The following is an 18,669-nucleotide window of genomic DNA, read 5'->3' on the forward strand; positions in this document are numbered from 1 at the left end:
ATGGGCGATGACCAAGGCTAAAGGGTGCCGCTCGTCCTGCATTCTGACTCACGAGTCAATCGACAACGCTTACACCCGCTTCCAGGCCACCAGCCCCAGGCACAGCCAGCCGGCGAGAAAGGCCAGGCCACCCAGAGGCGTGATCATCCCCAGCTTGCTGACGCCCGTCAGGGTCAGCAGGTACAAACTGCCACTGAACAAAGCAATGCCCAGGGCAAACAGAGCGCCGGCGGCATTGACCAGCCGCGTCGGTCGCTGCATGGCCAGCAAGGCCACGCCAAACAATGCCAGGGCGTGAATCAGCTGATAGTGCGTGCCGGTCTGGAACACCGCCAGGTACTCGGGCGTGAGCCGGCTTTTCATGCCGTGCGCGGCAAATGCGCCAAGGCCGACGCCGGTAAAACCGGCGAACGCGGACAGTAATAACCACAGACGCGCCATGCATCACTCCAGCTATATAAACAGGGCTGGCTATAATGGCCGGCAAAACCGCCTCGGCCAAGCCCGCATGTTTCGATCCATTTTCCGTCGACTGCTCAAACTCCTGCTCTGGCTGATGCTCGCCTCGGTCTTGCTGGTGTTGTTATTCCGCTGGGTGCCGCCACCCGGTACGGCGCTGATGGCCGAACGCAAGGTCGAATCCTGGCTCGATGGCCCGCCGATTGACCTGCAGCGCAGCTGGCGACCCTGGAGTGAACTGCCTGACGATCTGAAGATGGCAGTGATCGCTGGCGAAGATCAGAAGTTTGCCGAGCACTGGGGCTTTGATGTCGCGGCCATCCAGGCGGCCATGGCGCACAACCAGCAAGGCGGCTCGCTACGCGGTGCCAGCACGCTTAGCCAGCAGGTGGCGAAGAACCTGTTTCTCTGGTCCGGGCGCAGCTGGCTGCGTAAAGGCATGGAGGTGTGGTTCACCGGCCTGATCGAATTATTGCTGCCCAAACAAAGGATTCTTGAGCTGTACCTCAACAGCGTCGAATGGGGCGATGGCGTATTCGGTGCCGAAGCGGCGGCGCGCCATCATTTCCGGGTCGGCGCACCCTACCTATCGCGCCAGCAGAGCAGCTTGCTCGCCGCCGTGCTGCCCAATCCACGCGAATGGAGCGCCAGCCGCCCCAGCGCGCGGGTCAGCCGCCGCGCCAACTGGATCCGCCAGCAGATGTGGCAGCTGGGCGGCAGCCATTACCTGAATCGCCTCAAACCCAGCCGCCCCGACTGGTTGCCAAGCTGGATGCCGTAACCACCGGCACTTTCCTGCAGACAATAAAAAGCCGCACCTGAGTGCGGCTTTTTTACGCCCGGTGCTTACGCCGCGATCGAGCCCTTGAGCTTGTTCATGGCGTTCTTTTCCAGCTGACGAATACGCTCGGCAGACACGTTGTACTTGGCCGCCAGGTCATGCAGCGTGGCCTTCTCCTCGGCCAGCCAGCGCTGGTAGAGGATGTCACGGCTGCGCTCGTCGAGGCCTTCCAGCGCTTCGTGCAGATTGGCGGTGGAGCTGTCGCTCCAGTCGGAATCTTCCAGCTGACGGGCCGGGTCGTAGCGGTGGTCTTCCAGGTAATGTGCAGGCGACTGGAAGGCGCTTTCGTCATCGGCTTCGGCAGCCGGATCGAAGGCCATGTCATGACCGGTCAGGCGGCTTTCCATCTCGCGCACTTCACGCGGCTCGACCCCCAGGCTTTCAGCCACGGCGTGCACTTCGTCGTTGTTCAACCAGGCCAGACGCTTCTTCTGGCTGCGCAGGTTGAAGAACAGCTTGCGCTGCGCCTTGGTGGTGGCAACCTTGACGATGCGCCAGTTTTTAAGGATGAACTCGTGGATCTCGGCGCGAATCCAGTGCACGGCGAACGACACCAGGCGCACACCCATTTCCGGGTTGAAGCGCTTGACCGCCTTCATCAGGCCGACGTTGCCTTCCTGAATCAGATCAGCCTGGGCCAGGCCATAACCGGAGTAGCTGCGGGCGATATGCACGACAAAACGCAGGTGAGCCAGGACCATCTGCCGGGCGGCTTCGAGGTCCTGCTTGTAGAAGAGACTTTCCGCCAGCTCACGCTCCTGCTCGGGGGTCAACAGCGGGATGCCGTTTACCGCATGCACGTATGCCTCCAGGTTGGCACCCGGAACCAGAGCATGAACAGGTTGCAAATAAGTGGACATCTGAATCCTCCGACTTACGAAATCGTGGGGCAGTCTAGCACTGCCCCATGGGACTTTGTACCGCGGTACAAGTTCCCTTACACATAGTCAATATCAACGAAAACAATAACTTATCTTGGAGCCAGTTCGTTCAGGTGACGAGCGACCGCCAGCCAGGCGCCAATATAGCCCAACAGCAACGCGCCGAGCAGCAGAGACAGACCATCGGCCATCGGTACGCCATCCAGGCCGAAGTCGCTGCCGTAGAGCCCGGCCAGACGCACCACCGCGCCATTCAGCCAGCCCAGGCCATAGGCCAGCAGCAGCCAGGCCAACAGCCCGGCACCCAAACCATAGAGGGTGCCCATATAGAGGAAAGGCCGACGCACGTAGCTATCGGTGCCGCCGACCAGCTTGATCACTTCGATCTCGGTGCGGCGGTTCTCGATATGCAGGCGAATGGTATTGCCGATCACCAGCAGCAGCGCCAGTACCAGCAACAGAGTCAGGCCGAAGACGAAGCGCTCACCGAGCTTGAGCATGGCGCTGAGCCGTTCGACCCAGAGCAGATCGAGCTGCGCCTGCTGCACCTGGGGCAACTCGGCCAGACGCAGGCGCAAGGCTTCCAGGGCAATCTTGTCGACTTCCTGCGGGGTCACCACCACCACGCCGGGCAGCGGATTGTCCGGCAGCTCTTTCAGCGCCTCACCGAGGCCCGACTGCTGCTGGAACTCGGCCAGGGCCTGCTCGCGGCTGATCCATTCGGCGTCTTCCACGTCGTCCATCGCCGCGATCTGCTCACGCAGTGCCTGGCCTTGGGCCTCGCTGGCGTCGATCTGCAGGAACAGGGAAATCTGCGCCGCGCGCTGCCAGGACACACCCAAGCGCTCGACATTATCCAGCAGCAAGGCCAGGCCCATCGGCAGGCTCAGCGCCACCGCCATCACCAGGCAGGTGAAGAAACTGCCGATCGGCTGGCGGGCCAGCCGGCGCAGGCTGTCGACCAGGCTGGCGCGATGGCTTTCCAACCAGGCATTGAACTGGCTGCGCAGGTCCGGGCCGTCGTCCGGAGTCGGTGCATCGTCTTTCTTCGGTGCCGCGCCGACGCGTTGCGCCGGCTGCGGTGGCGGCATGCGGGTTGCGCTCATACGGCCTCCCCATCGCCGATCAGGCGGCCACGTTGCAGGGTCAGCATGCGATGGCGCATGCGCGCGATCAGCGCCAGGTCGTGGCTGGCGATCAGCACGCTGGTGCCGAGGCGATTGATGTCTTCGAACACACCCATGATCTCCGCCGCCAGACGCGGGTCGAGGTTACCGGTCGGTTCATCCGCCAGCAGCAGAGCCGGCTGGTGCACCACCGCGCGGGCGATGCCGACGCGCTGCTGCTGCCCGGTAGACAGGTCGCCGGGGAATTGCTCGGCTTTGTCCGACAGCGACACGCGCTCCAGTGCGCTGCCAACTCGCTTGCCGATTTCCGCCTTGGACAGGCCGAGAATCTGCAGCGGCAGGGCAACGTTATCGAACACGCTGCGGTCGAACAGCAGCTGGTGATTCTGGAACACCACGCCGATCTGCCGGCGCAGGTAGGGAATCTGCGCGTTGGTGATCTGCGACAGGTCCTGCCCAGCCAGCAACAGCTTGCCGCTGGTCGGCCGCTCCATCGCCAGCAGCAGGCGCAACAGCGTGCTCTTGCCAGCGCCGGAATGCCCGGTGACGAACAAAAACTCGCCGCGGCGCACGCGGAAGCTCAGCTCATGCAGCCCGACATGCCCGTTGGCATAGCGTTTACCGACCTGCTCGAATTTGATCATCCTATTTCTCCGCGAACAGCGCCTGAACAAACGCCTCGGCCTCGAACGTACGCAGGTCGTCGATGCCCTCACCGACGCCGATATAGCGGATCGGCAGGGCGAACTGCTTGGCCAGCGCGAAGATCACCCCGCCCTTGGCGGTGCCGTCCAGCTTGGTCAGCGCCAGGCCGGTGAGACTCACCGTCTGGTTGAATTGCTTGGCCTGGTTGATCGCGTTCTGCCCGGTGCCGGCGTCCAGCACCAGCAGCACCTCGTGCGGCGCGGTGTCGTCCAGTTTGCCGATCACCCGACGCACCTTCTTCAACTCTTCCATCAGGTTGTCTTTGGTGTGCAGACGCCCGGCGGTGTCGGCGATCAGCACGTCCATGCCGCGCGACTTGGCCGCCTGCACCGCATCGAAGATCACCGAGGCCGAGTCCGCGCCGGTGTGCTGGGCGATGACCGCAATCTGGTTGCGCTCGCCCCACACCTGCAGCTGCTCGACGGCCGCGGCGCGGAAGGTATCGCCGGCGGCCAGCATGACTTTCTTGCCATCCTGCTGCAGTTTTTTCGCCAGCTTGCCGATGGTGGTGGTCTTGCCTGCGCCGTTTACGCCGACTACCAGAATCACGTAGGGCTGCTTGCTGCTGTCGATTTTCAGCGGCTGTTCGACCGGCTTGAGCAGCGCGGTCAGTTCACCCTGCAGCGCCTTGTACAGCGCGCCGCTGTCCGCCAGTTCCTTGCGCGCCACGCGTTTGGTCAGGTTACCGATAATCGCCGTGGTGGCTTCGACGCCGACATCGGCGGTCAGCAGACGGGTTTCCAGGTCTTCCAGCAGGTCGTCGTCGATCGCCTTTTTGCCAAGAAACAGGCTGGCCATGCCTTCGCCAAGGCTGGCGCTGGTCTTCGACAGGCCTTGCTTGAGGCGTTCGAGAAAGCCAGCGCGCTGTTCTTCGGCGCTGCCTTTCGCAACAGGTGCGGGCTCGGCAGGCTTTACCTCGGCAACGGCGACCGCCAGCGGCGGCTCGATAATCGGTTCGGGCAATGCAGGCGTGTCGATATGCGCATGCAGCACTTCGCTGCCGGCATTGATGCGGAAACGCGAGGGGCGTGGCAGTGGGGTCGCTTCGCCAGCGGCGACTTCAACCAGCGGTGCAGCAAGCGGTTCGACGGCTGCAGCCGCCAGCGGCGCGGTCTCGATAACTGGCGCGGGCTCAGCCGGTACTGGCACCTCTGCCACTGGCGCGACATCCGCAGGCACAGGTTCGGCCACAACGACGGCAACCACTGGCTCGACTGCAGGCGCAACCGGCGGCGTATCGCCGACAGGCGCTTGCGGCTTCTTGCGCAACCAGCCGAACAGGTCTTTCTTCTCGGCGGGTTTCTCGGCAGCAGGCGCTGTGTTCGCGGTGGGGGTCTTGTTGTCGTCGTTGGAACCAAACATGGAGGACGGCTATCTCTGCAATGCGACACGCCGGCAGGAGCATCCAGACCTTCGCCACGCAGCTGAAAAAGCTGAAGAAACTGCGCAGTAGAAGTTGGACGCCTTAGCAGACGCGGCCGCCAGTAAAACGGATGCGTATCCTAGCACCTCCGCGCCCGCCGGCGCTAAGGCCAAGCGCCCCCGCCCGACAGGTCGCTCCGGCGCTGCCGCGCGGGCACCGGCAGGCACGTAAGCAGCCATGCCAACGAGCGCAGCCAGCCGCAGCCATGGGCGTTAGCGTCCGGATTTTAGCCGGCCCCACGAGCGGGTCATCCAGCGCATGACTTCTGCCGGCGGCTCCGCGGAGATATACAGATTGGCCTGTACCTCGGCCGGGGGATAAATCGCCGGATCGCGCCGGATCTGCTGATCCATCAACAGATCCGCCTGGCTATTAGCATTGGCGTAGCCGACATACTCGCTGATTGCGGCCACCACCTGCGGGCGCAGCAGGTAGTTGATAAAGGCATGGGCCTGCTCGACGTTCTGCGCATCGGACGGAATGCTCAGCATATCGAACCAGAGGTTGCCGCCTTCACGCGGCACCACGTAGGCGATCTCAATGCCATTGCCGGCTTCCTCGGCGCGATTGATGGCTTGGATGATGTCGCCGGAGAAACCGAAGGCGATACAAATCTTGCCGTTGGCCAGATCGCTGATATAGCGCGAGGAGTGGAAGTCGCCAATATAGGGCTGCAAGGTCTTGAGCTTGGCCTCGGCCGCCTTGTAATCCTTGATGCGCCGGCTATTGGGGTCCAGCCCCAAATAATTGAGCATGGCGGGGAAGGTCTCGTCGGCCGAGTCCAAGAAGGACACGCCACAGGCCTGCAGCTTCTGCAGGTTCTCCGGCTCGAACAGCACGCCCCACGAGTCGATCTTCTCGACACCCAGCACCGCCTTGATCTTGGCGACGTTGTAACCAATACCGCTGGTGCCCCACAGATAGGGCACCGCGTACTGGTTGCCGGGATCGTTGAGCTGCAGCCGATCCAGCAGGCGCTGGTCGAGGTTGCTCCAGTTCGGCAGCTGCGCCACGTCGAGCTTCTGGAACACCCCGGCCTTGATCTGCCGGCCGAGGAAGTGGTTGCTCGGCACCACCACGTCGTAGCCGGTCTTCCCCGCCAGCAGCTTGCCTTCCAGGATTTCGTTGGAATCGAAGACCTCATACACCGGCTGGATGCCGGTATCGCGCTGGAACTCCGCCAAGGTGCCCGCGGCGATATAGTCCGTCCAGTTGTAGATATTCACCACGGCCTGCGCCGTCGCCTGACCTGAAAGGGCACATAGGCTGAAGGCGGCAAGCAGGACGCCACTGCGTGAAAGCTTCATGACTCAGTCCTTATTACTGCGCGGGGATCTGCCGACGCATCACCCGGATCTATTGGCATTTCGTCGCGGCTCGCCTGCGCGGCCGCGACGAAACCTCAACAGCCCTTAGAAGGCCTTGCTGACGCTGGCCACCACAGTGGCGCTGCACAGGTCGTCATAACCGCTGAAGCTGGCGCACTCGGCGTCCGACAGGTCGGTATCGATATAGCTCAGGCCCCAGGTGGCACCGATCAGGTCGCGGGTCAGTTTGACTTCCCAGTTGTTGTAGTCCTGCTCGGCCTTGGTGTAGTCGGCGTTGAAGAACACATCGTCCTTCTGGTCGACGTTCTCGTAGCGCAGCTCCAGGCCGATTTCCAGCGGCAGCTGGGTGCGGTAGCCGACGTAGGTGTTGAAGTAGTCCTCGTCGGTATCGACCGAGTGCTTGCCGCCGATAAAGAAGCCGTAGGCGTCCAGGGTCAGGTAGATGTCGCCACCATTGAACTGGCTTTCACCCGGGTAGGTGTACTTGTTGTAGTAGCCGTCCAGGCTGATGGCGTCGGTGATCTGCCAGTAGTAGCCGGCGTAGTAGTCGATTTCCTGGCGGGTGCCGTAGTCATCGTCGTTCTCCCAGTCGTAGCCGAATTCGACGTTGCTGGTCCAGGCACCGAGGTAGGCACCGCTGGCATGACTGAGCATCACATCCAGCTGAGCGGCGGGGTCGCCTAGGGTCTGCGAGATGCCGCTGGAGCGGTAATCGCTGGCCAGCATGGGCGTGATCGTCAGGGCGAACTGGTCGTTCAGCTCAATGGCTTGCGCCGTGTTCACGGCGAGCAGGGTGAGGCCTGCCAGGGTTATAGCTTTGACTGCGTGCATGGGCATTTCCTTGTTGTTATAGGGCACCGCTATAGGCTGACGCGTAAGGCTGCGCCCGGCCCCAGCCGCAACGGGGAGCAGTACCGTTGGGCTGGGCGGGGCAGACTGTGTTGCTCGGGGGGAGGGCTTATTGCGCGTGGGCGACGGTCTTGCCCGGCTCGGCGCGGTACACCGACTTGCCGGCGAAGAAGGTCTGCAGCACCTGGGTGTCGAACAGCTGCTCATCGCTGACCTTAAACACATCGCGGTCGAGCACGATCAGGTCGGCCTGCTTGCCGGGTGCCAGGGAGCCGATCTGGCTATCCAGGCGCAGGGCCTTGGCAGCATTGAGGGTGTAGGCCTGGAACATGGTCTGCCGGTCGATGCTTTCCTTGGCATTCAGCACTCCCAGCGGGCCCTTGCGGGTGCTGGCCTGGGCGATGGCATTCCACGGATTGGGACTGGACACCGGCCAGTCGCTGGCACCGGCAATGGTCGCGCCGGCTTCATGCAGCGAACGCGCCGGGTACTGGAACTGATAGGCCGCGGCGCTGATATAGGGCTTGACCAGCTCCTCGGTGTAGCTCTCGGCGGTGGCCCAGAGCAGCTGCATCGAGGCGATCACGCCAAGCTGCTGGAAGCGCGCAAACTCCTTGGGATTGACCAGCTGCAGGTGGCTGATGCTGTGCGGCACCACTTCGGGCTTGAGCGAACGGGCGTACTCGAAGCCATTCAGCGCTTCACGCACCGCGCGGTCGCCGACCGCATGCACGTGCATGATCCAGCCATGCTGCTCGGCCGCCACAGCCAATTGGCCGAAGCTCTTCGGGTCGATCAGCAGTTCGCCGCGTTTGAGGCTGTTCTTGAACGGGTCGATCACCGCGGCGGTCTGCCCGGGGAATTCCATCACCCCGTCGGCGAAGATCTTGATGCCGGGAAACGTCAGGTTCGGTACGCCATGAAACTGCTGCATGACCTTGGCCAGCACGTCGAGGTCGGCCGGTTTGCTCTGCGGATGAGTGATCAGCAGCGCCGCGACGTGGGCACTGAGTTCGCCGTTCTCGGCCAGCTTGCGGTACAGCGGCAGCACGCCGACATCCTTCTCGGTGGGGCGCAACTCAAACAGGCTGTCGCCGTCGCCAGCATTGGCCGCCGCGTCCATCCAGGCGGTGACGCCGACCTGGTTGTTGATCTTCACCGCCGCGCGGGCAGCTCCAAGCATGTCGGCTTCGCTGGGCGCGGGGTACTGGCTGCGCACCCGATCCCAGCCGTTTTCCGCCAGGTAGCCATTGGGGGTGAAGTCGGCAGCGTGGCCGATATAGTTGCGCTCCTTCTCTGGCAGGCTTTGCACCAGAGCGGCGTCGATCTTCAGGCGCTTGAGCATGGCATTGTTGGCCCAGCCGGTATGGCCATCGATGCCATCCAGCACCACCGGCTGATCAGCCCAACGGCCCTGGTTGAAGACCTTGCCGAGACCTGCGCTCTGCTCCCAATAGGCCGAGCTGGCACCGGAAATCACGATCAAGTCGCCCATGCGCGCGGTACCGGCCTTGTCCTGCTCGATGATCCACTGCTCCAGCTCGGCCAGGGGCAGCACCTCGTCATACAGATTGGCGCGCAGGCTGGCCATGGCCCCCATGATCGGGTGGCTGTGGGTGTCGATCATGCCCGGCATCAGCACCTTGCCGGCCAGGTCGATCAGCTGCGTATTGGCACCGGCCAGGGCCTTGATCTCGGCATCGCTGCCGACCTTGAGGATCTTGCCGTTCTCTACCGCCACGGCCTGGGCCAAGGGCTGGCCAGGCTCGGCGGTGAACACCTTGCCGTTGAACAGCAGCAAGTCAGCGGCGGCCATGGCTTCCATCGAGGAAAAAGCCATGGCGGCGGCCAACAGGCTTGGAATAAATCGTTGCATTGCGTCAGCCTCTAGTTTTTATTGGTCTGGCCGCGAGACTAGCGCCTGCAGTCAGGCGGCAGAACCGCGCCTCCAAGCAAAACCTTTTTGCCTATCAGGAAAATCTCATGGACAAGCTCAGCGCCCTGAGCATGTTTGTCGCCACCGCCGAACACGGCAGTTTCAGCCGCGCCGCCGAGCAGCTTGGCAAAACCCCCTCGGCGCTGACCAAGGCGGTCAGCCACCTGGAAGCCGAGCTGGGCGCGCAGCTGTTCGAGCGCAGCACCCGCCGCACCCGGCTGACCGAGGCCGGCCGACTCTACCTGGATACCGCGCGCCAGGTCTTGCAGCGCCTGCGCGATGCCGGCGAGGAGATCGGCCAGCTCAAACACGGCCTGCATGGCAACCTGCGCCTGACTGCACCGCTGGCGTTTGGCCGGGCCTTTCTCGACGAGGCCTGCGGTAGCTTTCTCGCCGCTCACCCACAGATCCGCCTGCGGGTGGACCTGTGCGATGCCTTTGTCGACCTGGTCGAGGGCGGTTATGACCTGGCCTTGCGCGAGGGCCGCAGCGACCTGCCGGGGCTGATTGCCAAACCCCTGGGGCACAACCGTATCGTGCTGTGCGCGAGCCCCGCCTACCTGGCCGCCAACCCGACACCGGTGCGCCCGGAGAACTTCAGCCAGCATCAGTGGCTGCTCTACCTGCACCCGGCGCTGGACCAGCACTTCTGGTGGCTGGCGCTGAACGGGGTGCGCATGCGCATCCCGGTGCCGCATGCGCGGCTGGAAAGCGACAACTACGACCTGTTGCTGGCCAACGCCCTCAGCGGGGCCGGCCTGTACGGCTGCCCGACCTGGAGCGTGCAGCCCTACCTGGACAGCGGCCAGCTGGTGCAAGTGATGGACGAGTATGACTTCGACCCGGACGCCTTCGGCCCACTGATCCTCGCCGTATACCCCAGCCACCGCCGCGCCACGCGCAAGGTGCAGGCGTTTATCGACTACCTGAGCGCCTTCCTCGACGCCCGCGGCCTGGGCCTCGGCGCGAGTCGAGTGCCCACGCAGGAAACTTGAAAGCCGATTCGTGTTCACAGTAAATAAGCCCGGCTCCGCCGCAAGAGGCACAAGACCCGCACGGAAGCAGGTGCGGAGCGGGTACGCAGCAAAAGACCAATGGCAGCAGATGGCGCGTTTCACGGTGCGGCCCTATGGGTTGGCAGCCTGATCGCGCCATACTGTGCCGCGGGAGCAGACCGGGACATCGCCAACACCTGCGTCCCACGCCCTGCCTGGCGCACCACGGTGCCCAGGCGAAACACCTTTATTGTGAACATGCCCCCATGCAGATGATTAGCCAACGCGCCGCCGCCCTGCTGCTCGGCGCGCTCTGTACACCGCTGCTGGCCTTTGCCGGCGCACCGCAGCCGACCCACGAATTCAGCCTGGACAACGGCCTCAAGGTCATCGTGCGCGAAGACCATCGCGCGCCGGTGGTGGTCTCCCAGCTCTGGTACAAGGTCGGCTCCAGCTACGAGACGCCCGGCCAGACCGGCCTGTCCCACGCCCTCGAACACATGATGTTCAAGGGCAGCCGCAAGCTCGGCCCCGGCGAAGCGTCGCGCATCCTGCGTGAACTGGGGGCCGAGGAAAACGCCTTCACCAGCGACGATTACACCGCCTACTACCAGGTGCTGGCCCGCGATCGCCTGGCCATCGCCCTGGAGCTGGAGGCCGACCGCCTGGCCAGCCTCAAGCTGCCGGCCGATGAGTTCGCCAAGGAAATCGAGGTGATCAAGGAAGAGCGCCGCCTGCGCACCGACGACAAACCGTCGAGCCTGGCCTACGAGCGTTTCAAGGCCATGGCCTTCCCCGCCAGCGGCTACCACACCCCGACCATCGGCTGGATGGCCGACCTCGAACGCATGACAGTCGAAGAACTGCGCGCCTGGTACGAGGCCTGGTACACGCCAAACAACGCCACCCTGGTGGTGGTTGGCGATGTCAGCCCGGCCGAGGTGAAAATCCTCGCCGAACGTTATTTCGGCGCAATACCCAAACGCGCCGTACCACCAGCAAAAGCCCCGCGCGAACTGGCCGCCCCCGGCGAGCGGCGCATCACCCTGCACGTCAAGACCCAGCTGCCGAGCCTGCTGATGGGCTTCAACGTGCCGGGCCTGGCCACTGCCGAACAGCCGCGCCAGGTGCATGCCCTGCGCCTGGCCGCCGCCCTGCTCGATGGTGGCTACAGCGCGCGCCTGCCGACCCGCCTGGAGCGCGGCGAGGAACTGGTCTCCGGAGCCTCGGCCGGGTACGACGGCTTCGCCCGCGGCGACAGCCTGTTTATGTTGTCTGCCACCCCCAACGTGCAGACCGGCAAGACCCTGGAGCAGGTCGAAGCGGGCCTGTGGCGCGAACTGCAGGATCTGCAGAACAACCCGCCGAGTGTCGAGGAACTGGCCCGCGTGCGCGCCCAGGTCATCGCCGGGCTGGTCTACGAGCGCGACTCGATCACCAGCCAGGCCACCGCCATCGGCCAACTGGAAACCGTCGGCCTGTCGTGGCAGCTGATCGACCAGGAGCTGGCCGAACTGGAAGCCGTCACCCCGGCGGATATCCAGAATGCCGCCAAGACCTTTTTTACCCGCGAGCGCCTAAGCGTCGCCCATGTTCTGCCTGAGGAGAAGCGCGATGAGTGAGCGCAATGGCCTGCGTTACGCCCTGCTCGGCTTGGCGCTACTGGTTCTGCTGACCTTGCTGGCCCTGGTGATCAGCCGTTCGGATAGTGCGAGCGAGCCCAGCCCAGCCACAGAGTCGAACCGCATCGAATCCCTCGCTGCCCTGAACGGTGACGCCCCCAGCCGCCGCGACCTGAAGATCCAGACCTGGCAAACCGCCGAAGGGGCCAAGGTGCTGTTCGTCGAAGCCCGCGAGCTGCCGATGTTCGACCTGCAACTGACCTTTGCCGCCGGCAGCAGCCATGACGACGGCGTACCGGGCCTGGCCATGCTGACCAACGCCATGCTCAACGAGGGCGTACCGGGCAAGGACGTCGGCGCGATTGCCGCCGGCTTCGAAAACCTCGGTGCCAACTTCGGCAACGGCGCGTTCCGCGACATGGCCATCGCCAGCCTGCGCAGCCTCAGCGCCGCCGAGCAGCGCGAACCGGCCATGCAGCTGTTCAATCAGGTGCTCGGCCAGCCAACCTTCCCCGAAGACTCGCTGGCGCGAATCAAGAACCAGCTGCTGGCCGGCTTCGAGTACCAGAAACAGAACCCCGGCAAGCTCGCCGGCCTGGCCCTGTTCGAGCGCCTGTACGGCACGCACCCTTACGCGCACTCCAGCGATGGCAATGCCGAGTCGATTCCGGCGATCAGCCGTGCACAGCTACAGGCCTTCCACGCCAAGGCCTACAGCGCCGGCAACGTGATTATCGCGCTGGTCGGCGACCTCTCGCGCAGCGATGCCGAAGCCTTGGCCAGCCAGGTCTCCGCCGCCCTGCCGAAAGGCCCGGCGCTGCCACGTATCGCTCAGCCGGACGTACCCAAGCCGGGGCTGCAGCACATCGAGTTCCCGTCGACGCAGACCCACCTGATGATCGCCCAGCTCGGCATCGACCGCCGCGATCCCGACTACGCCGCGCTGTACCTGGGCAACCAGGTGTTCGGCGGCGGTGGCTTCGGCACCCGCCTGATGGAGGAAGTGCGCGAGAAACGCGGCCTGACCTACGGCGTCTACTCCGGTTTCAGCGCCATGCAGGCGCGTGGCCCATTCATGATCAACCTGCAGACCCGCGCCGAACTCAGCGCCGGCACCCTGCAGCTGGTCAAAAGCATGCTCGCCGACTTTATCGCCAACGGCCCGACCGAGCAGGAACTGAACAACGCCAAGCGCGAACTGGCCGGCAGCTTCCCGCTGTCCACCGCGAGCAACGCCGCGATCGTCGGCCAGCTCGGCTCCATGGGTTTCTATGACCTGCCGCTAAGCTACCTGGAAGACTTTATGCGCGATGTACAGGCGCTGAACGTGGAACAGGTCAAGGCCGCCATGGCCAAGCACCTGAATCCCGAGGCCCTGGTGATCGTCACCGCCGGCCCGAGCGTGGCGCAAAAAGAGCTGCCGCCGCCCAGCAACACCCCAACCGAACAACCTTCTGCCGCGCCGGAGCATTGATGAGCAAGCGACCCACCCAGCGCAACACCGCGCCCGCCCACGGTGGCGATGGCCAACTGCGGATCATTGCCGGGCAATGGCGCTCGCGCCAGTTCAACTTCCCGATGGCCGCCGGGCTGCGGCCGACGCCAAACCGCGTGCGTGAGACGCTGTTCAACTGGCTGGCACCCTATGTCGAAGGTGCCAAGGTGCTCGACCTGTTCGCCGGCAGCGGCGCGCTGTTTCTCGAAGCGCTGTCGCGCGGTGCCGGCAGCGCCCTGGCCCTGGACCTCAACCCGGCGGCCATCGCCAGCCTGCGCGGCCACCTGCACACGCTGAACTGCGATAACGGCCAACTGCAGCAGACCGACGCCCTGCTCTACCTGCAACAGCCGGCCGCCACGCCGTTCGACCTGGTGTTTCTCGACCCGCCGTTCAACCAGAATCTGCTCCTGCCTGCCTGCACCCTGCTCGAGCAGAACGGCTGGCTGGCGGCCGATGCCTGGGTCTACACCGAAAGTGAGAACCCGCCTTCCAGCCTCGGCATGCCCGGCAACTGGCGCTTGCACCGCGAACAAAAGGCCGGCCAGGTGTATTACTCGCTATGGCAGCGTACGGCCTAGTACGAGCAACAGCGCAGCGAGATCTATGCCGAGGCCTGCCTTGAGAGACTTTATCTACAACAACTTGCCCTACCTACTGTTAGCGTCTCTGGCATTGGGGCTAATGCTTACCAATAAAGAGATAGGCTTCGGTCTGGCGAGCCGGGTCAGCTATCGGGAGTCCGGAGGGGTACACATCGGTTTAGTGGAGCAACGTCTTATTGGCCTCATCGCCCTAAGCTATGCAGTCTTCAAGATACTTAGGCGCAAGAACCGCTGATCCGAGCCCCGAATGGCAGCGGTATGGAGTGGCACTATTCGCCCAACAGATGGTGCTTCTGCTTTATCACACGGGCCTCTAGCCTATTGCTCCACGCTCGTATCAAGGCGCTCCATGACATCGACCTTCAAACCCGCCTGGTGGCTACCCGGCCCGCATCTGCAAACCCTGTGGAACCCGGTGTGTCGCCAACCGGCGAAACTTGAGCGCACACGCGAGCGGCTGTGGCTGGAAGACGGCGACTTTCTCGACCTCGACTGGCACGGCCCGCATCAGGCCGATGCGCCGCTGGTGCTGGTGCTGCACGGCCTCACCGGCTCGTCCGACTCGCTGTATGTACTGGGTTTGCAGCAAAAGCTGGCGGCGCAGGGCTGGGCCAGCGTGGCGCTGAACTGGCGCGGCTGTTCCGGCGAGCCCAATCTGCTGGCGCGCGGCTACCACTCTGGGGCCAGTGAGGATTTGGCGGAAACCGTGCGCCACCTGCGCGCGCAACGGCCAATGGCACCGCTGTATGCGGTGGGTTACTCGCTGGGCGGCAATGTGCTGCTCAAATACCTTGGGGAAAGTGGCGCGGACAGCCAGTTGCAGGGCGCTGCGGCGGTGTCGGTGCCGTTTCGCCTGGACCAGTGCGCCGACCGCATCGGCCTGGGCTTTTCCAGGGTTTACCAGCGCCACTTTATGCGCGAGATGGTGGCCTACGTGAAGGACAAGCAGCGCCTGTTCGCCCACCAGGGCCAGGCCGAACGCCTGTCGACCCTGGAGAAACTCGGCCCTCTGGACGGGATGCGCACCTTCTGGGACTTCGACGGCCGCATCACCGCACCGCTGCACGGCTATGCCGATGCCGATGACTACTACCGACGTGCGTCCAGCCGCTACTTCCTCGGCCGGATCGTGACACCGGCGCTGATTATCCAGGCCGCCGACGACCCCTTCGTGTTTGCCCACAGCCTGCCCGAAACCAGCGAGCTGTCACCCAACATCGAATTCGAGCTGCACGCCCACGGCGGCCATGTCGGCTTTGTCGAAGGCTCATTGGGCAAACCGGGTTACTACCTGGAGCGGCGCATCCCACAGTGGCTGGCCGAGCAGGCAGCAAAATCACTGTAGGGTCAGATCACCTGATCCAGCGGCACATGCAGCTTGGCGTACAACGCCTCCAGCGCTTCGCGCGCCTGCGGGGCGGTGTAGCCGCCTTCCAGCGCCAGCACCTGATAGATGCCACGGCGCAGCATCTCTTGGCTGAGGTCGCCGGGGTTGCCACGGGTGGTGCAGAGGAAGCGCACCCAGGAGGTCATGATGATCCAGCTGTTGAGGGTCAGCGCCTCGATCTGCGCGGCGTCCATCAGCAGGATGCCGGCATCGACAAAGCCCTGATAGATATTCTGTGCCTGCACCAGACAGCGCTGGGCAAACAACCGATAACGTTCGGCCAGTTCGGCATCGCTGTCGAGCAGGTGTTCTAGGTCGCGGTGCAGGAACCGGTAGTGCCACATCGCCGCCAGTAGCGCCTCCAGATAGAAGGTCTTGTCCTGCACGGTCAGCGCGCGGCCTTCGGGGCGACGCAGAAAGGCATCCACCTGGCCTTCATACTGGGCGAACAGCTCGGCGATGATCGCCTGCTTGTTGCGGAAGTGGTAATACAGATTGCCCGGTGAAATCCCCAGGTGCGCGGCGATATGGTTGGTGGTAACGCTGCGCTCGCCCTGGGCGTTAAACAGCGCCAGGCTCTCCTGAATGATGCGGTCGCGGGTTTTCGGGGCTGCCATGGCAATGGATCTCAACTGAAAAAGCCCGGCAAAGGTACCGCCAGACAGGACTTGGGTGTTACCGGAAATCACTGCAGAAACATGCGCTAACTTTTCGTTGGGCTACGTTGGTCGGCCAGACAAGCGATGCTATTTGACAGATTAGAGCAATTGCTCTAAAAATCCAGCACACCTTTTCTGCAGCCCTGCCCACGCCGATTGACGGGACTGCACCACTGGAATGCCGAGGAATCGCATCATGGTCGCCGACGTCACCTATCTGGAACAAAGCCTGCAACACAGCCAGCAGCAGATCAGCCAGCTGGAAAGCAGCTTTGCCCGCCAGCGCCAGGCCTTTATGGCCAACCCCATGCCCTCGGCGGAACAGCGCATCCAGTGGCTGAAAGTGCTCACCCAGCTGCTCACCGACTCCCAAGAACCGCTGATCCAGGCGATTTCCCAGGACTTCAGCAACCGCAGCGCCGACGAAACCCTGCTCGCCGAGCTGATGCCCAGCCTGCATGGCATCCATTACGCCAGCAAACGCATCAAGAAATGGATGAAGCCTTCGCGGCGCAGCGTCGGCATGCAATTTATGCCGGCCTCGGCCAAGGTGATCTACCAGCCGCTAGGCGTGGTCGGGGTCATTGTGCCGTGGAACTACCCGCTGTTCCTCGCCATCGGCCCACTGGTCGGCGCGCTGGCCGCCGGCAACCGGGTGATGATCAAGATGAGCGAGTCGACCCCGGCCACCTCGCAGCTTGTCAAGGACCTGCTGGCCAAGGTGTTCCCCGAGGACTTGGTGACCGTGGTGCTGGGCGAAGCGGAAGTCGGCATGGCCTTCTCCAAGCTGCCGTTCGACCACCTGCTGTTCACCGGTGCCACCAGCATCGGCAAACACGTGATGCGCGCTGCCGCAGAGAACCTCACCCCGGTTACGCTGGAGCTGGGCGGCAAGTCGCCGGCCATCGTTTCCGCCGACGTGCCACTGAGTGACGCCGCCGAACGCATCGCCTTCGGCAAGACCATGAACGCTGGCCAGACCTGCGTTGCACCGGATTACGTGCTGGTGCCGAAAGACCGCGTGGAAGGCTTTGTCGAGGCCTACCGCACTGTCGTGCAGAGCTTCTACCCGACGCTTGCGGACAACCCGGACTACACCGCGATCATCAACGAGCGCCAGCAGCAGCGTCTGGGCAGCTACCTGACCGATGCGCAGAGCAAGGGCGCGACCATTATTCCGCTGTACCCCGAAGCCCAAGGCCGGCGCATGCCGCACGCGCTGCTGCTGAATGTGACGGATGAGATGAAAGTCATGCAGGACGAGATCTTCGGCCCGCTGCTGCCGATCATCCCCTACGACAAGCTGGAAGACGCCTTCGCCTTTATCAACCGCCGCGATCGCCCGCTGGCGCTGTACTACTTCGGCTACGACAAGCGCGAGCAACAGCGCGTGCTGCACGAAACCCACTCCGGCGGCGTGTGCCTCAACGACACCCTGCTGCACGTGGCCCAGGACGACATGCCATTCGGTGGTGTCGGCCCATCTGGCATGGGTCACTACCATGGCCACGAAGGCTTCCTGACCTTCAGCAAGGCCAAGGGCGTGTTTATCAAACAGCGCCTGAACGCCGCCAAACTGATCTACCCGCCTTACGGCAAGTCGATCCAGAAGCTGGTTTACAAGCTCTTCGTCCGCTAACCCTTCCTGCAGGAGCGGGCCATGTCCGCTCCTGCGAAGCCTGTATGGGTGATAACAATAATGCACGACAGCACTCTCGCAGCACCCGGCCTATCACGGCGCGGCCTGCTCAAGGTCGGTCTGATGGGCTCGGCCTTTCTCGCCACCGCCGGGCTGACTGCCAGCCTCAGCGGCTGTTCGGCGAGTACGCCGAAAGCCGGCTTTGCGGTGATCCGCGAGTCCGACCTGGCCTTTTTGCAGGCCCTGATCCCGGTGATGCTGGCCGGCGCAGTCCCCACCGAGAAGATGCCGCAAGCGGTGGCCGGCACCCTCGCCAGCCTCGACTACAGCCTTAATCACGTTTCGCCGGAACTGCTCAAGCTGACCGTGCAGCTGTTCGACGTGCTGGCCATGCCGATCACCCGCGGCCCACTGACCGGCGTCTGGGGCAGCTGGGAAAACGCCTCAAGCACCGATGTGCAGGCGTTCCTCGAACGCTGGCAGAACAGCTCGATCGGCCTGCTGAAAATGGGCCACGCCTCGCTGCTGCAGCTGGTAATGATGAGCTGGTACAGCCGCGCCGAGTCCTGGGGACACTGCGGCTACCCCGGCCCGCCGACTGTCTGACGGTTGGCTGCGCGTCGGCCAGGCTAGACACACATGCCGCAGGAATAAGAAACCGTAGGATGGGTTAAGCGCAGCGCTACCCATCGCACAGCCGCCACGCCGGCCAGAACAA

General features: G+C 63.7%; 17 protein-coding genes. 8 read left to right on the top strand and 9 right to left on the bottom strand.

From position 1 onward, the window contains the following. Window positions 1-69: 69 nt before the first annotated feature. Window positions 70-441 (bottom strand): DUF423 domain-containing protein, encoded by a 372-nt coding sequence (locus tag WBK23_RS02255; protein WP_424482362.1) that lies wholly within the window; start codon window positions 439-441, stop codon window positions 70-72. A gap of 67 nt (window positions 442-508) precedes the next feature. Between WBK23_RS02255 and mtgA the strand changes: the two genes are divergently transcribed. Then, window positions 509-1,240: a monofunctional biosynthetic peptidoglycan transglycosylase gene (mtgA, locus tag WBK23_RS02260; RefSeq protein ID WP_424482363.1), complete on the top strand. Its 732-nt coding sequence runs from the start codon at window positions 509-511 to the stop codon at window positions 1,238-1,240. Between the two features lie 65 nt (window positions 1,241-1,305). Here the strand turns inward: mtgA and rpoH are convergent, their stop codons facing one another. From rpoH to WBK23_RS02295, 7 genes are all read right to left on the bottom strand, one after another. Further along, on the bottom strand, window positions 1,306-2,160 hold the full coding sequence (rpoH, locus tag WBK23_RS02265; protein WP_424482364.1) for an RNA polymerase sigma factor RpoH: 855 nt from the start codon (window positions 2,158-2,160) through the stop codon (window positions 1,306-1,308). 110 nt (window positions 2,161-2,270) lie between these two features. Then, window positions 2,271-3,287, bottom strand: coding sequence for a permease-like cell division protein FtsX (gene ftsX, locus WBK23_RS02270; RefSeq protein WP_424482365.1), 1,017 nt, complete (start codon window positions 3,285-3,287; stop codon window positions 2,271-2,273). Then, the gene (gene ftsE, locus WBK23_RS02275; RefSeq protein ID WP_424482366.1) at window positions 3,284-3,952 is read right to left on the bottom strand and encodes a cell division ATP-binding protein FtsE; all 669 of its coding nucleotides are present in this window, start codon (window positions 3,950-3,952) and stop codon (window positions 3,284-3,286) included. Before ftsE ends, ftsX begins: the two co-directional genes overlap by 4 nt. Before the next feature lies 1 nt (window position 3,953). Then, on the bottom strand, window positions 3,954-5,375 hold the full coding sequence (gene ftsY, locus WBK23_RS02280; RefSeq protein WP_424482367.1) for a signal recognition particle-docking protein FtsY: 1,422 nt from the start codon (window positions 5,373-5,375) through the stop codon (window positions 3,954-3,956). 273 nt (window positions 5,376-5,648) lie between these two features. Continuing rightward, window positions 5,649-6,743 carry a polyamine ABC transporter substrate-binding protein gene (locus WBK23_RS02285; protein WP_424482368.1) on the bottom strand — a complete coding sequence of 365 codons (1,095 nt, stop codon included), beginning with the start codon at window positions 6,741-6,743 and terminating at the stop codon, window positions 5,649-5,651. Between the two features lie 105 nt (window positions 6,744-6,848). Beyond that, window positions 6,849-7,595, bottom strand: coding sequence for a TorF family putative porin (locus tag WBK23_RS02290; RefSeq protein WP_424482369.1), 747 nt, complete (start codon window positions 7,593-7,595; stop codon window positions 6,849-6,851). A gap of 127 nt (window positions 7,596-7,722) precedes the next feature. Then, window positions 7,723-9,489 (bottom strand): amidohydrolase, encoded by a 1,767-nt coding sequence (locus WBK23_RS02295; RefSeq protein WP_424482370.1) that lies wholly within the window; start codon window positions 9,487-9,489, stop codon window positions 7,723-7,725. Window positions 9,490-9,596: 107 nt separating this feature from the next. Here WBK23_RS02295 and WBK23_RS02300 point away from each other — a divergent pair, with 107 nt between their 5' ends. The 5 genes from WBK23_RS02300 (at window position 9,597) to WBK23_RS02320 (ending at window position 15,611) form a co-directional block, all read left to right on the top strand. Next, window positions 9,597-10,544: a LysR substrate-binding domain-containing protein gene (locus WBK23_RS02300; protein ID WP_424482371.1), complete on the top strand. Its 948-nt coding sequence runs from the start codon at window positions 9,597-9,599 to the stop codon at window positions 10,542-10,544. 266 nt (window positions 10,545-10,810) lie between these two features. Further along, window positions 10,811-12,166: a M16 family metallopeptidase gene (locus tag WBK23_RS02305; RefSeq protein ID WP_424482372.1), complete on the top strand. Its 1,356-nt coding sequence runs from the start codon at window positions 10,811-10,813 to the stop codon at window positions 12,164-12,166. Next, entirely contained in the window at window positions 12,159-13,640 is a 1,482-nt protein-coding gene (locus WBK23_RS02310) for a M16 family metallopeptidase (protein ID WP_424482373.1), read from the top strand. The genes WBK23_RS02305 and WBK23_RS02310 overlap by 8 nt, the downstream gene beginning before the upstream one ends. Continuing rightward, on the top strand, window positions 13,640-14,242 hold the full coding sequence (rsmD, locus tag WBK23_RS02315; protein ID WP_424482374.1) for a 16S rRNA (guanine(966)-N(2))-methyltransferase RsmD: 603 nt from the start codon (window positions 13,640-13,642) through the stop codon (window positions 14,240-14,242). The genes WBK23_RS02310 and rsmD overlap by 1 nt, the downstream gene beginning before the upstream one ends. 373 nt (window positions 14,243-14,615) lie before the next feature. Further along, window positions 14,616-15,611 carry a hydrolase gene (locus WBK23_RS02320; protein ID WP_424482375.1) on the top strand — a complete coding sequence of 332 codons (996 nt, stop codon included), beginning with the start codon at window positions 14,616-14,618 and terminating at the stop codon, window positions 15,609-15,611. Window positions 15,612-15,613: 2 nt separating this feature from the next. Here WBK23_RS02320 and WBK23_RS02325 read toward each other — a convergent pair whose 3' ends face one another. Then, on the bottom strand, window positions 15,614-16,270 hold the full coding sequence (locus WBK23_RS02325) for a TetR/AcrR family transcriptional regulator (RefSeq protein WP_424482376.1): 657 nt from the start codon (window positions 16,268-16,270) through the stop codon (window positions 15,614-15,616). Window positions 16,271-16,508: 238 nt separating this feature from the next. On the opposite strand from WBK23_RS02325, the gene WBK23_RS02330 reads away from it, so the two are divergent. Beyond that, on the top strand, window positions 16,509-17,951 hold the full coding sequence (locus WBK23_RS02330) for a coniferyl aldehyde dehydrogenase (RefSeq protein ID WP_424482377.1): 1,443 nt from the start codon (window positions 16,509-16,511) through the stop codon (window positions 17,949-17,951). A 60-nt stretch (window positions 17,952-18,011) separates the two neighbouring features. Further along, complete coding sequence (locus WBK23_RS02335; RefSeq protein WP_424482378.1) at window positions 18,012-18,557, top strand: twin-arginine translocation pathway signal protein; 546 nt, start codon at window positions 18,012-18,014, stop codon at window positions 18,555-18,557. The last annotated feature ends 112 nt before the right edge of the window (window positions 18,558-18,669 follow it).

The organism is Pseudomonas sp., assembly GCF_049653025.1.
Taxonomy (GTDB): Bacteria; Pseudomonadota; Gammaproteobacteria; order Pseudomonadales; family Pseudomonadaceae; genus Aquipseudomonas.